Source organism: Methanolobus vulcani, assembly GCF_006546655.1.
Taxonomy (GTDB): Archaea; Halobacteriota; Methanosarcinia; order Methanosarcinales; family Methanosarcinaceae; genus Methanolobus; species Methanolobus vulcani_A.
Genome location: NZ_VIAQ01000002.1, coordinates 44,730 through 56,966, shown reverse-complemented (window position 1 = coordinate 56,966; position 12,237 = coordinate 44,730). Strand labels below are relative to the sequence as shown.

The following is a 12,237-nucleotide window of genomic DNA, read 5'->3' as shown; positions in this document are numbered from 1 at the left end:
TTCCAAATGCTTATATAGGCATTTCAACATATTTTGAAGTACCTGTTACTGAAGTAATAAGACTGGTAACGGGTTAACACTGTTAACTTTGTGAATGGAGATTATGCTATGAGAATGCTAGAAGAATTTTTTCCCGAGTTTACAAACAAACTAGATGAAATCGACAAACTCTATGCTGAAAACAGACCAGTTGATGAGAAGACATACCAGTTCCTCTGCTTTGCCCTTTCCATCAAAGCAAGGTCAAAACCCTGCGTACTTAAACATTTCAAAGGTGCCCTGAATGCTGGAGCTACTGTTAAGGAGCTTTCATACATACTTGCACTTACCATGAGAGAAGCCGCAGGTGCCGATGACTGCTGGACACATGATGTACTTGGTGACTGGCAGGAAATACTTAAAGGTAATGTTTGCTGCAGTTGTTCAGAAGGTGAGGAATAAGGATAAATTAATGTGTCAAACGACACACTAATATTTTCAATAGCAAGGAGACTGAACTGCTGAAAAACATGTTTTTTTTGATTTTTACAAAAACTTTTAAACCTATCTTAACTTATTTTTATATATACCGAAATAGCATCATAAAATGAATGTTATCTGGTAAAATCAATGCAGGAGAAAAAATATGGCGTCCAATGTAAAGGTTAATTCAAAAATTTGTGGCTTTAAACATACGATCAGTGGTCAGCTTGAAGGGAAAACAGTAATGACTGATATTGAAACAGATTGTTCCAAGGTAGCTAAGATAGCACATATGGAGGTTCCTAAAAAGCAGACATTCAACATTAAAGAAAACTATGTCATGGATCAGGCAAAAGATACATGCTGTGTAACTTGCATTGTTCCGGCAGCTGTTATGCATGTTTGTAACATGGAACTGGGTATGCTTTCAAAGAAGCTGGCAAAACAGGCAGGCGCAATCGACATAGATTTCTCAGAAGTTTCCATTGAATAAATTGGCTTCATAGAAGTTCTTATTTGAATAGTGAATACAGCCCTGACATACTTGTCAAGGTTGTAATTAATAGCTTGAGTTTGAACTATTTGCCGGGATCAAGTGCTTTTTTACCTTCCACTTAATCATTTTCCCGGGATTAAACTTTAACCTGTTTCCTTTCGTTCTGTAATATCATGGATAACACCCATATAATGCGTAGCAACACCATCATCATTACGCTGAATGAATGTTTGCTCTTCCACCCATCTCTCATCTCCCGATTTTGTCTTTATCCTGTATTCCTTTACAAAAACATTCCCACCTTCTTTAACAACATCAGAAAGTTCTATTTGAATATAGGGCAGATCCAGGGGATTGACTATATCACCATAAAGGATTTCTCCCGAAAGAAACTCATCAACTGAGTATCCAAACTGGTTTATGTTATCTGAAACAAATTCAACCGGCCATAGCTCATTTTCATCCTCTGGCTCTGCTTTCCACAAAAAAGCTACCACAGGACTGTGGTTAATGATTGTTTCAAGGGCTTTCTTTCTTTCCAGAAGTTCATCCTGTATTTCAAGTGACTGTTTGAGAGCAATTTCATTTTCTTTCTCTTTTGAGATATCCTGAACAATTCCCTGAAAATGCGTTACATTCCCGTCCCTGTCCCTAAGGATGAAAGTTTTTTCACTTACCCACAGGGTTTTATTATCTCTTGTTATTAGGCGATATTCTTGATAATAGTAGTCACTACCGCTATCGCACTGCTCAGCAAGTGTATCCTTAACCATTTCATAGTCATTCGGATGGATAAGATCACTATACATGATACGTCCTTCTACAAAATCCTCAACAGGATAACCAAGTTTTGAAACATTATCAGAAGCATAGTCTGCAGGCCAGAACTGCTCGTTCCTCCACAGGAATACCATGATAGAGCTATTATTAATGATTTCTTCCAGAAGCTGCTTTTTCTTCAATGCTTCCTGCAAGGTCTGTTCTTTTTCTTTCTGCTCAGTTATGTCGAAGATCGTACCCTGGTAGTGTGCCACTTTACCGGCTTTATCACGAAGTACGTAAGTTCTCTCATTTACCCAGCGTACTTCACCGGACTTTAATATAATCCTGTATCTGTGGTCAAAGAAATCAGCTCCTGCATCACATTGCTTATTGAGAGACTCACGCAAATTATTCAGGTCATCCGGATGAACTATATCAGCATAAACAACGTCACCGGAAAGAAAATCACCTGCTGTATAGCCTAAGAGGTCCACGTTGCCTGAAACATATTCCACCGGCCATTTTTCCCCTTCATTGGGAACCCCTGCTTTCCAGAGAAAAGAAATAACAGGACTTTTGTCTCTTATCTTTTCAAGTTCCTCTTTTCTTTCAAGTGTCTTTTCCAATGAACTTTCAGAATCTTTGTTCTCATCTTGAGATGATGTATCCGACATCAGATTACCCCCATTTTATCATTTGTCTGATTAGTTAATAAGACTATCCACAAAGTTCCTTTCTTAAAAACAAAATCAGGAAATTGAAGTAAATCAGATGATAGTGCTCTGATTTGGGAAGAAAACAAAGGGCAAAAATCTGTTTAAAAATTAATGGATGTTTTTGTCAATCAGCCTCTTTGAACTCAATTGTCATTGTTTCAACCTGTTTTGCAAGGGTCTTTGAAATCATTCCCGACTCCAGCCTGCATACATGTAATACTCCGGTAGGCAAGATACAGCCGGGACAGCAACGAGCTTCCTGTGCCCTGTCCATCACATAATTGTCCTTGATATCTAAGGTTTGCATCATTGGAATTTCCATACTTGACATTTGTTTTACCTTTGAACAGGGTGTTTCAATATCTATAATGATGTTCTTTCCATCTAATTTTCCTTTTATTATATGGATAAAGCCACATATACTTGAGTTTACGTGTACGACAGATGGCATGTAAAAATCTCCTGTTTTCTAGTTTTATTCTGAATCCTAAAGTGAAAATAACCTAAAACCCTGTTTTCAACTGGATTCCTGAAAGGCAGGGCAGACTTCAGTATATTATGATAGTTAACATCGTTAATATATGCCTTTCTCCCAAAAACATTCGGGCTCAAGACAAAATACATAAAGTTCATATTTGCTCTGCAATTCTGGGTAAAATGAAAAGTATTGAATTTAACCATAATTTACACTTCCCTCAGAACACGGAATCCCGTAAATCCCATACGATCGTCAGCAATGTTGGCACTGCGAAGTGCTGAACGGCAAAATCTGGAAAGGCTGCTCCAGCAACCACCACGATCAATACGAAGAGAACTGGTACTATACTCCCAAGGCCTGCCATCTGCAGGAGCACCTTCAAAACTTGAATGCCATTTATCCTCACACCATTCCCACACATTACCATTCATGTCATACAAACCCCAGGGATTGGGTTTCTTCTGACCTACCGGATGGGTTGTTTTCCCTGAACACCATCCATACTCATCCAGATCAGATTCATCGTCTCCAAAATAATATTTGCTTGTAGTGCCTGCCTTGCAGGCATACTCCCACTCGGCCTCAGATGGCAAACGATATTTATCTGTACCCTCTTTTTCGTTCAGTTTACTAATAAACTCCTGTACATCATCCCATGAAACCTGCTCTACAGGATGGTTGTCATGGCCCGGAAATAAAGAGGGGTTACTTCCCATTATTGACATCCATTCTTTCTGTGTTACTGGATATTTTCCAAGAAAAAAAGGTTCTGAAATTGTAACTTCGTGTGTTGGATTTTCAGTGGAATCCTGCTTAGAACCCATCATGAACTTACCTGAAGGAATCAGCACGAATTCCATACTGATGGAATTTAAATAAACTTTGCATTCTTCTTTTTGCTCATTATTATGTATCTTATTATGTTTATCAATACGATTTACTGTTTCACAATGAACCATATTCAACACCTGTGACTTTGTATGTGATATTCGGTCATTTCCTGCTTCATGAATCTAAAGATTTTCAGGCAAGCACAGAAACATTATGCAATAAACAATGTTGAAACAGAATAAGCTTTGAATATCTTCTGTGATTCCCCTTTCAAATTCCCCCGGAATAGTGACACATTTCAATTTGCCCCAAAAATTGACATTATGCCATTACAGGAATATATGTCCTGCATAAGTGTTATTTTTTACGACCCGATAATAGAGAATAATCTATTTTCCACACCCGGAACACTTTATTTAGAAAAACTTTAATGTAAAGTTCTGAACATAATTGCATCAGAAATAACATTATCAATGAAAAGTATTAATTTTAGGAATAGCTATTCTATCTTTTCAATGGTAACCTCTACTTTACCTATTTGCTTTGCAAGAGTCTTTGATACCTTTTCATTTTCAACCCAGTATGCGTTCATAACTGTGGCGGGCACATAACAATTCTCACATATAGCATTCTTTGTGGTCTTCATGATAATTTCATAATACGGAATGTTCTGCTGTGACATTTCAGCATTGGGAAGATCAAAATCACAACCCCATTTTTTCAGTTTCTCACAATCTGTTTCAATATGTATGTGAGTCTTTCTTCCTTCAGTAACTGCTGTTATATAGGTCATGTGACCACAAAGAGAGTCAACTGACATAGTTACAACCATATTTAAACCTCCATTGAAAAATTCGTTTCGAATGTCTCCTTTATTTGATCTCTTCAAATGTTATGTCAACACTCTCATATTTCTTTGCAACATCTTTTGGAATCTTCTCATTTTCGATCCAGTAAGCGCTCATAACTGTTGGAGGAACATAACAATTACTGCAAATCGAATACTCTGCTCTCTTTCTATTTAGAAGATCAAAAGATACATCCCTGTCTATAAGATCCATTTTTGGGAGATTGAATTCGTTACCCCATTTTTTAATCTTTGCGCAGGTTGTTTCAACATTTATTCTTGTGTTCTTACCTTCATGCTGGGCCAGAACCGTTGTCCTGTTCCTGCATATATTTTCCAGTGAAATAACAACTGTAATATTATTGCCCCCGATAAATCCCTGATTAATTATTGACAATTGGCTTGAAAGAATATTGGGTGGATTAACTTTTCAACATCTTTTATACATTTTGTATGTAGCTAACATGCTTAAATCTTGCGTAACATCCTGTATTAAAGAAAATAAAAATAAAACGAAAATAGGGAAGTATGGGAGGAGTTGGGTGCATTATGCACCCACGTAGACTTCATTTTTTATGAAACCGACGATTCCTATTGGAGAGATGGCAAGTCTTTTTCTAGATGATTAAGTCTTATACTGAGTATGGTGATAAACTCGCCGGTTTCATATCGAAAACAGGGACATCGACACCTTTTTTCCCGTATGATGAAAGCTGGTAGGTCATTCTGCTCACCATACATCTTCTGAAATGGTTCAGGTTAATAAGCCTGTACCTCAGTGTTGTTGCTATATCCATATTTTCACCTTTTTTTTGTGCCTTTGTCGGTAGTCCATATCTGACTTTATAATATATAAAACTATGGTACGACTGCTGAAAAGTGGTTTATTGAAATCAGAAATCCTGCCGTAATGCATAGCTTCAAGCTTAATCGCAGTTAAATAAACCTGTATATATCAAAAAAACAATCCTGTAACTAATAACACAGGGAGATGAACATTGAGATGAACATCAGATTACTTACAGTTGCAGCAGTTATTTTTCTTGTATGCATGGCTTCCGGCTGTGTAACAGACAGTGATGATACAGGCAATAACACCAGCATTGATGACAATGGCACTGCAACATCAGATGTAGAAGAACAGACAGGAACCACAGACAGTTCCGACGTTGCCATAGGCACAATGACAGCGGTTAGTCGTAGCTTTTCAGAGAACGACAGCCAGAGTACCGTTTATGCTATTGTAGGAGATTTCATTATTGTTGAACTTGAAGAAAATCCCACAACCGGATATTCATGGAATATAACATACAGTGAAGGACTTAAACTTGAAGAAGATGAGTTCCTTGAAGCGAGTACTAATGTAAGCCTTGTTGGTGCAGGCGGTTCTCACATGTGGATTTTTCAAGTCACTGACACAGGCGAGCAGAGTTTGTCTGCAATCTACGTGCGTCCATGGGAAGAGATAACAGGAACCGAAGACAGCTATGAACTGACGATTAATGTAATTCCTGAGAGTGAACTCATATCTGATACCGGAACTGTGATATACAACGACCTTGAAGGCGGCTTTTATGGAATAATTGGAACTGACGATGCAAAATATGATCCGATTAACCTGCCAGAAGATTTCAGCATTAATGGAACGGAAGTAAGATTCACAGCCTATCCACGTGATGATATGATGAGTTTCCACATGTGGGGACAGATTGTGGAACTAAGGACGATAAGTCCGATACTGTAACTGAGAAACAACTTAGAATTTAACTCTAAGCCGGGAAGTCTCCTTCTTCGGAGCATAGCGACAGGTGGGAGATGAAAGGCGTACTATCCGGGTATAACTATCATGATCACTAATAAAATAACATAACCATAGTAAACCATTTATAATTATCCATTATTGCATATAACTATGCAGTATAATCTTGATAAAGGAAGTCATTCTGTATTTTCATTACAGTACCATTTCGTACAATGTATAAAATACAGAAGACACGCCTTAATAAATCCGCTCATCATCGATTTATTGAAGCAGACTGCACATAACATTAGTGAAAATTTCGATGTTGAAATATTGAATATAGAATGTGATAAAGACCACTTTCACATGATTTTCAAAGCAAAACCAACATTGGATATACCTAAGTATATCAACACCATAAAAACCATTTCTTCAAGAGAAATTCGCAGACAATTTCCAGAAGTAAAAGATTTGTTGTGGAAAGATGCGTTTTGGTCTCGTTCTTATTTTTTAGCAACTACCGGACAGGTTACACTAGATGTTCTAAAAAAATATGTAGATAATCAGGGCAAAAAATAATGTTGCTTACAAAGAAATACAAAATACATCCAACCGAAGAACAAACCGATACTCTTTGGTATATTTCTGAGCAATGTAGATTTCTCTATAATCACGCTCTAGCTGAACGTAAAGAGTCGTGGGAGAAATCAAGTATTTCTATAACTTATAATAAACAGCAAAATGATTTACCGGAACTGAAAGAGATAAATCCAGATTTGAAAAAACCATATAGTAAGACTCTACAAGGTGTTCTTAAAAAGTTAGATGGTGGTTATAAATCGTTCTTCGCATTATGGAAAAATGGCGATAAAGATGCGAGACCTCCAAATTTTAGAGGTAAAAAGTATTTTTTCACTATACCTTATAATCAAAGTGGTTTCAAAATTTCCGATAATGTAGTTACATTTTCACATAAATGTAATGATGTGGAATTATCTTTTGAAATAGAAGAGAGTTTACAGGAAATGAAAATCAAGCAGTTCGAAATATTCAATGATAATCCCTATAAAGCAATGGGCGATTTTTATATTTCTGTTTCTTTCGAAATAGAGTCCACAAAAAAATATTATGACAATAATAAGTATCAGGCGATTGATTTAGGAATTTCGAAAACTGTAACAGCGATAAATACCGACTGCAAATTTTTTGAAGCTGTGAATCCTCGTCCTGATAAATATTGGAATTCTAAAATAGATAAAATACATTCCAGACTAGACCGTTGTAAAAAAGGTAGTCGAAGGTGGAAGAGATTACACGCTTCTAAACGAAGAATGGAAAAGAAAAGACACAATCAAATAAAGGATTTTCAACATAAATTATCTAAAAAGATGGTTGAAAACACTAGAGCCAATACAATTATCATAGGCGACCTCAACGTTAAAAAAATGGCTAAGAAACCCAAAGTCAAAACAATTACTAAAGCCGATGGAACAACTAAAAAAGTAAAAGATTTCAAAGAAATAGCTCTTAGTCGTTCCACTCAAAATAACGGTTATTTAGCCCAATTTGTCAATATACTCACCTATAAAGCCGAATTAGCAGGTAAGAAAGTAGTAAAAGTTGACGAAAGTTATACATCAAAGGCATGTTGTTCTTGTGGAAAAATACATGAAATGCCACTCAGTCAACGTGATATGATATGTGATTGTGGTAATAAAATCGATAGAGATAGAAATAGTTCTATCAATATCATGACACGTTACCTATCACAGAATGCCATTTGGACAGGCTATCGAGAATTCCTCGGTAATTTACAAATAAAACTACATATTTTTCGTAGTTATTTGTAAGAATCTCCTTCCGTGAGGGAGGAGTAGTTCAACTAAAGAAAACAGTGATCTGTTACACATGTAACAGACCTGACTTATATTTCACGATTACATGGTAAATACCTGCTTTGAATGCAGAGTACATAAAACCAAAACAGGAGAGTTATAATGGACAAAAAGAATGCCAAAAAGAAAGAAGTTGAAGATATTGAAATGCCAGGTTTTGATGAACAGATCGATACATGGTGTACTGTACCGGACTCCGATGACGATAAAAAAAGTGCAGCCGACCTTGAAGTTGATGCGTGGTGTGATAATACTACCATTGAAGAAAAGAAGAAAAAATCTGAGAAGAAAGATTAATTGATTTTACTTATTTTTACTTATTTTAATATATTGCACTGAATTTCAGAGCAAACTTTATAGATTATTAGTTTGAAATTATAATTAGAGCAATAAGAAATAGGGAAGGTCCTATATCTGGCCGGGCAGGGGTGCCCAAGGGAGGTCTGCGATCTTTTCATTTGCTCTGACCTAATGTTCAATTCAGTATAGTGAAAACCATCAAGGGGAGATAGGGAATGTATGAACCTGTCAGAAAACAAAAAGATATACTCGATAAGCTAAGAACTGTTGATGTTAATGTAGATGTCAAATGGGATGAACGTACTGGTATCCCACTTAGACTCAAAGGTTTGCTTGCAAAATCTGAGCAAAAGGATCCCGGAAGAGCTGCCATAGAGTTTATGGAAGTCAATAAAGACCTTTATCTGCTAAATTCTGTCAACAAAGAAATGCTTGTAAAAAGGATAGATACTGATCGTATCGGTTCCAGACATGTGCGCATGCAGCAGGTGTACAAGGATTTGCCTGTTTTTGGTAGCGAAATAATAGTCCATATTGATGCAGAGGACAACATAAAAGGAACAACTGGAAAGCTGACTCCTGAAATTGATCTGCCGGACAAGGCAAAGATCACAGGAGAAGAAGCATTGAAAACCGTTCTTAAAGATGATAAGAACAATTCCAAAGGAAAACTGCATGCTGAACCCACTCTTATGATCCTGTCACAGTTTGTGAAAGAACCACATCTAGTGTGGCATGTTTCAGTTAATGGAATTGATAAGGACCTTGCCGGAGAAGACACACCTGCCAAATGGGAGTATTTTGTAGATGCACTTACCGGAAAAGTTGTCTGGAAATATAACAATGAGCAGGGACATACAAGGACCACAGGTTCAGGAATTGGAACGTATGCAGGTTCCGTCACAATAAACACACTACACGATCACGGCACAGCCAAATACCTGCTTGAAGACCAATGGGTACCTAGTTCTGCAAGAGTAATCACCCATGATGCCAACGGCAGCTATCCTCCTGCTCCTGTTTCGGAAGACAATAATAATAACTGGTCTGCTTCCGGACAGGGGCCTGACGTTGATTGTCATCTCTATACAAGAATGGTATACGACTACTACTTCACAGTCCATGGACGTGACAGTTACGATGATGCCGGAGCCGATATGCATATTTATGCCAACTGCGGAAGCGGCTGGAATAATGCTACATGGAACGGAAGTTATGTCAAAATAGGAAACGGTGACGGATCAAGATACAATTCACTCTGTGCACTGGATATAATCGCACACGAATGGACACATGCAGTTACCGAATATACTGCCGGACTTGTCTATAGCAACGAATCAGGTGCACTTAACGAATCCATGTCAGATGTTTTCGGTGCTTTGATATCCGGAAACTGGCTCATTGGCGAAGAACCCTGGCTGCCCACAACAGCACCAGCTCTACGTAATATGGAAGACCCGACCAACGGTGGACAATACGACCCTGCAAACCCAATTGACAGTTGCATAGCAGGTCACCAGCCAGACCACACAACTGACCAATACACCGGTTATTCAGACAACGGCGGAGTCCACATCAACAGTGGAATCATGAATAAAGCCGCTTACCTGATAGCAACCGGTGGTACACACAGAGGGATCAGGATATGTGAAGGACTTGGCCGCGATGTACTTGGACTTCTCTATTACCAGGCACTGACAACACATCTGGTCTCAAGTTCAGATTTCAGCGACATGAGAGATGCGGTACTGGATTCACTTGATGATCTCTACTCGACCAATCCGCATTACTCTCGCTGGAGAGCAAGCATAATAAATGCATTTGCTGCTGTGGGAATCGGTACAGCCGTTACATGCCCGTTCACATGCTGGATAGCACCAATGATCTGTCCACCATCACCACACGTGCTATGTCCACCTGCACCAGGCTTTGTATGCCCACCAGCACCTTACATCTGCCCGCCTGCACCGGACTTTGTATGCCCTCCATCACCAATGATAGTTTGTCCACCTTCACCATACATAGCCTGTCCACCATCTCCGGGACTTTCGTGTCTGCCAGGACCGGACCCATTGCCTTATGATCCATACATACGTGTCAAGAATCCGGTAATTACACTGAAAACTGACATTATAGACATAGTAGGCATCGGACCGGAAACTGCAACCCTGTTTAAGGGAAGATCAATTTCAACACTCGGAGACTTCCTGAAAGCAACAGAGGATGCAAAGAAGATAACAGAGCTTTCAAAGACCCTTGGAATCTCAGAAACCAGGATACATGACTGGAGAAAGAAGACACTTGTGATGCTCGGGGAAGTCAAGTGATAGAAAAGCAGTCTGGCATATTGACAGCAGATACATGTAATGTAGATACCGGAATTAACTGTAGCAACAATCTTCCGGCAGAATCTGCTGTCCCTTATTTTCCTTTCAGGATAAGTAAGGAAAATGATATATGGATTACAGAAGACCCGCTTAGCTCTGAAGTTCAGGAACTCAATGAAGCAGCCTACTGGCTTCTGAAAATGTGTGATGGTTACCGGACACTCGATGAGATTATCGCACAATTGAGTACATCTTTTCATTCAGACCGAGACACTGTGATGGATAAAAGCAGACCGATACTGGATGACCTAACAGGTCGCGGACTTTTGTGGTGGCGTAATGACAGGATGAACTACTGGAATGTACCTGCTCCTGCCGGTGTGCTCTGGGATCTTACATCCAAATGCAATCTCAGATGCAGACATTGCGTTGTAAGTGCCGGAGAGGAATGCAACGATGAACTACCTTTTGAAGATTGTTGCAGGCTTATCGATGAGTTTGCAGAGTTTGGAGTTGCACAACTGATACTAAGCGGCGGCGAACCCATGATCAGAAAGGATTTTTTTGATATAGCTGAATATGCTGCTTCCAAAAACATAATGATACAGGTAGCCACCAACGGAACACTGATAGATGAAACTGCTGCTGAGAAGCTCGCGAATATTGGAGCAAGGGCACAGGTGAGTCTTGATTCAAGTGTCTCTGCCATTCATGATGATTTCCGCCAATTATCAGGTTCATGGGAAAAGACAGTAAATGGAATTAAATTGCTGATTAAAGCCGGTGTTCCTGTCACACTTGCGGCGGCAGTAACCACAATGAATATTGATAATATTCCTGAACTTTATGAACTGGGAAAAGAACTGAGAGTGCAGACGTTCAGAATATTGCCTTTCGTTCCTTCAGGACGTGGAACAGGTGCTTTTGACCTGGAAGTAAAACCTGCAAGAATGCGAGAACTGACTGAATTCCTTCTCAGTAAAAGAGAATCAGATGGTCCTGAAATTGCACCAATGGAATTTGAATGTACATTCCGACCAACTCCAGAACAGGAGATTGAAGCAAATACTGATACAAGAATCGGGTGTGATGGCGCCATCGGATACTGTACGGTCACTTCAAAGGGCGATGTGCTTCCATGCAACTATTTTGAAGGAGCAGATGTTGAGAATGTGAAAGACAGGTCTTTCCGGTGGATATGGGATAACTCACGATTCCTGAATTACTTCAGGAGCCTGAAAGCCTCGGACATGAAAGGTAAATGTAGCAGGTGCCAGTGGCTTCCTGTTTGCAGGGGGAGCTGCATTGCGGCTAATTTTACAAGAAGGAATATATTCCAGGCAAATTGTCACTGCTGGCTGGTAGATCCCAGTTAATGATAT

Annotated in this window: 14 protein-coding genes; 8 read left to right on the top strand and 6 right to left on the bottom strand. The window is 38.9% G+C overall.

Annotation, left to right across the window (positions count from 1 at the left end; genetic code table 11):
* Positions 1 to 108: 108 nt before the first annotated feature.
* Positions 109 to 441 (top strand): carboxymuconolactone decarboxylase family protein, encoded by a 333-nt coding sequence (locus FKV42_RS00355; RefSeq protein ID WP_154808265.1) that lies wholly within the window; start codon positions 109 to 111, stop codon positions 439 to 441.
* 184 nt (positions 442 to 625) lie between these two features.
* A complete protein-coding gene (locus FKV42_RS00350) occupies positions 626 to 955 on the top strand; it encodes a DUF6951 family protein (RefSeq protein ID WP_154808264.1) in 330 nt (109 codons plus the stop codon).
* A gap of 146 nt (positions 956 to 1,101) precedes the next feature.
* Here FKV42_RS00350 and FKV42_RS00345 read toward each other — a convergent pair whose 3' ends face one another.
* From FKV42_RS00345 to FKV42_RS00320, 6 genes are all read right to left on the bottom strand, one after another.
* Positions 1,102 to 2,394: a PAS domain-containing protein gene (locus FKV42_RS00345; protein WP_154808263.1), complete on the bottom strand. Its 1,293-nt coding sequence runs from the start codon at positions 2,392 to 2,394 to the stop codon at positions 1,102 to 1,104.
* Positions 2,395 to 2,560: 166 nt separating this feature from the next.
* Entirely contained in the window at positions 2,561 to 2,887 is a 327-nt protein-coding gene (locus FKV42_RS00340; protein ID WP_154808262.1) for a DUF6951 family protein, read from the bottom strand.
* Positions 2,888 to 3,120: 233 nt separating this feature from the next.
* The gene (locus FKV42_RS00335; RefSeq protein WP_230375359.1) at positions 3,121 to 3,774 is read right to left on the bottom strand and encodes a formylglycine-generating enzyme family protein; all 654 of its coding nucleotides are present in this window, start codon (positions 3,772 to 3,774) and stop codon (positions 3,121 to 3,123) included.
* 470 nt (positions 3,775 to 4,244) lie between these two features.
* Positions 4,245 to 4,577: a DUF6951 family protein gene (locus tag FKV42_RS00330; RefSeq protein WP_154808260.1), complete on the bottom strand. Its 333-nt coding sequence runs from the start codon at positions 4,575 to 4,577 to the stop codon at positions 4,245 to 4,247.
* Positions 4,578 to 4,617: 40 nt separating this feature from the next.
* A complete protein-coding gene (locus tag FKV42_RS00325; protein WP_154808259.1) occupies positions 4,618 to 4,989 on the bottom strand; it encodes a DUF6951 family protein in 372 nt (123 codons plus the stop codon).
* A 235-nt stretch (positions 4,990 to 5,224) separates the two neighbouring features.
* Positions 5,225 to 5,389 carry a hypothetical protein gene (locus FKV42_RS00320; protein ID WP_154808258.1) on the bottom strand — a complete coding sequence of 55 codons (165 nt, stop codon included), beginning with the start codon at positions 5,387 to 5,389 and terminating at the stop codon, positions 5,225 to 5,227.
* A 206-nt stretch (positions 5,390 to 5,595) separates the two neighbouring features.
* On the opposite strand from FKV42_RS00320, the gene FKV42_RS00315 reads away from it, so the two are divergent.
* The 6 genes from FKV42_RS00315 (at position 5,596) to FKV42_RS00290 (ending at position 12,231) form a co-directional block, all read left to right on the top strand.
* Entirely contained in the window at positions 5,596 to 6,336 is a 741-nt protein-coding gene (locus FKV42_RS00315) for a protease inhibitor I42 family protein (RefSeq protein WP_196213993.1), read from the top strand.
* 168 nt (positions 6,337 to 6,504) lie between these two features.
* A complete protein-coding gene (gene tnpA, locus FKV42_RS00310) occupies positions 6,505 to 6,912 on the top strand; it encodes an IS200/IS605 family transposase (protein WP_154808256.1) in 408 nt (135 codons plus the stop codon).
* Positions 6,912 to 8,183: an RNA-guided endonuclease InsQ/TnpB family protein gene (locus tag FKV42_RS00305; RefSeq protein ID WP_154808255.1), complete on the top strand. Its 1,272-nt coding sequence runs from the start codon at positions 6,912 to 6,914 to the stop codon at positions 8,181 to 8,183. Before tnpA ends, FKV42_RS00305 begins: the two co-directional genes overlap by 1 nt.
* A 147-nt stretch (positions 8,184 to 8,330) precedes the next feature.
* Positions 8,331 to 8,525: a hypothetical protein gene (locus tag FKV42_RS00300; protein ID WP_154808254.1), complete on the top strand. Its 195-nt coding sequence runs from the start codon at positions 8,331 to 8,333 to the stop codon at positions 8,523 to 8,525.
* A 218-nt stretch (positions 8,526 to 8,743) separates the two neighbouring features.
* Entirely contained in the window at positions 8,744 to 10,855 is a 2,112-nt protein-coding gene (locus tag FKV42_RS00295; RefSeq protein WP_154808253.1) for a M4 family metallopeptidase, read from the top strand.
* Entirely contained in the window at positions 10,852 to 12,231 is a 1,380-nt protein-coding gene (locus FKV42_RS00290) for a PqqD family peptide modification chaperone (RefSeq protein ID WP_154808252.1), read from the top strand. The genes FKV42_RS00295 and FKV42_RS00290 overlap by 4 nt, the downstream gene beginning before the upstream one ends.
* Positions 12,232 to 12,237 lie beyond the last annotated feature (6 nt).

What these genes read in the sequence shown, in the direction of transcription:
- FKV42_RS00355 (WP_154808265.1), top strand. Translation starts at nt 109, where the DNA reads ATGAGAATGCTAGAAGAATTTTTTCCCGAGTTTACAAACAAACTAGAT.
- FKV42_RS00350 (WP_154808264.1), top strand. Translation starts at nt 626, where the DNA reads ATGGCGTCCAATGTAAAGGTTAATTCAAAAATTTGTGGCTTTAAACAT.
- FKV42_RS00345 (WP_154808263.1), bottom strand. Translation starts at nt 2,394, where the DNA reads ATGTCGGATACATCATCTCAAGATGAGAACAAAGATTCTGAAAGTTCA.
- FKV42_RS00340 (WP_154808262.1), bottom strand. Translation starts at nt 2,887, where the DNA reads ATGCCATCTGTCGTACACGTAAACTCAAGTATATGTGGCTTTATCCAT.
- FKV42_RS00335 (WP_230375359.1), bottom strand. Translation starts at nt 3,774, where the DNA reads ATGGAATTCGTGCTGATTCCTTCAGGTAAGTTCATGATGGGTTCTAAG.
- FKV42_RS00330 (WP_154808260.1), bottom strand. Translation starts at nt 4,577, where the DNA reads ATGGTTGTAACTATGTCAGTTGACTCTCTTTGTGGTCACATGACCTAT.
- FKV42_RS00320 (WP_154808258.1), bottom strand. Translation starts at nt 5,389, where the DNA reads ATGGATATAGCAACAACACTGAGGTACAGGCTTATTAACCTGAACCAT.
- FKV42_RS00315 (WP_196213993.1), top strand. Translation starts at nt 5,596, where the DNA reads ATGAACATCAGATTACTTACAGTTGCAGCAGTTATTTTTCTTGTATGC.
- tnpA (WP_154808256.1), top strand. Translation starts at nt 6,505, where the DNA reads ATGCAGTATAATCTTGATAAAGGAAGTCATTCTGTATTTTCATTACAG.
- FKV42_RS00305 (WP_154808255.1), top strand. Translation starts at nt 6,912, where the DNA reads ATGTTGCTTACAAAGAAATACAAAATACATCCAACCGAAGAACAAACC.
- FKV42_RS00300 (WP_154808254.1), top strand. Translation starts at nt 8,331, where the DNA reads ATGGACAAAAAGAATGCCAAAAAGAAAGAAGTTGAAGATATTGAAATG.
- FKV42_RS00295 (WP_154808253.1), top strand. Translation starts at nt 8,744, where the DNA reads ATGTATGAACCTGTCAGAAAACAAAAAGATATACTCGATAAGCTAAGA.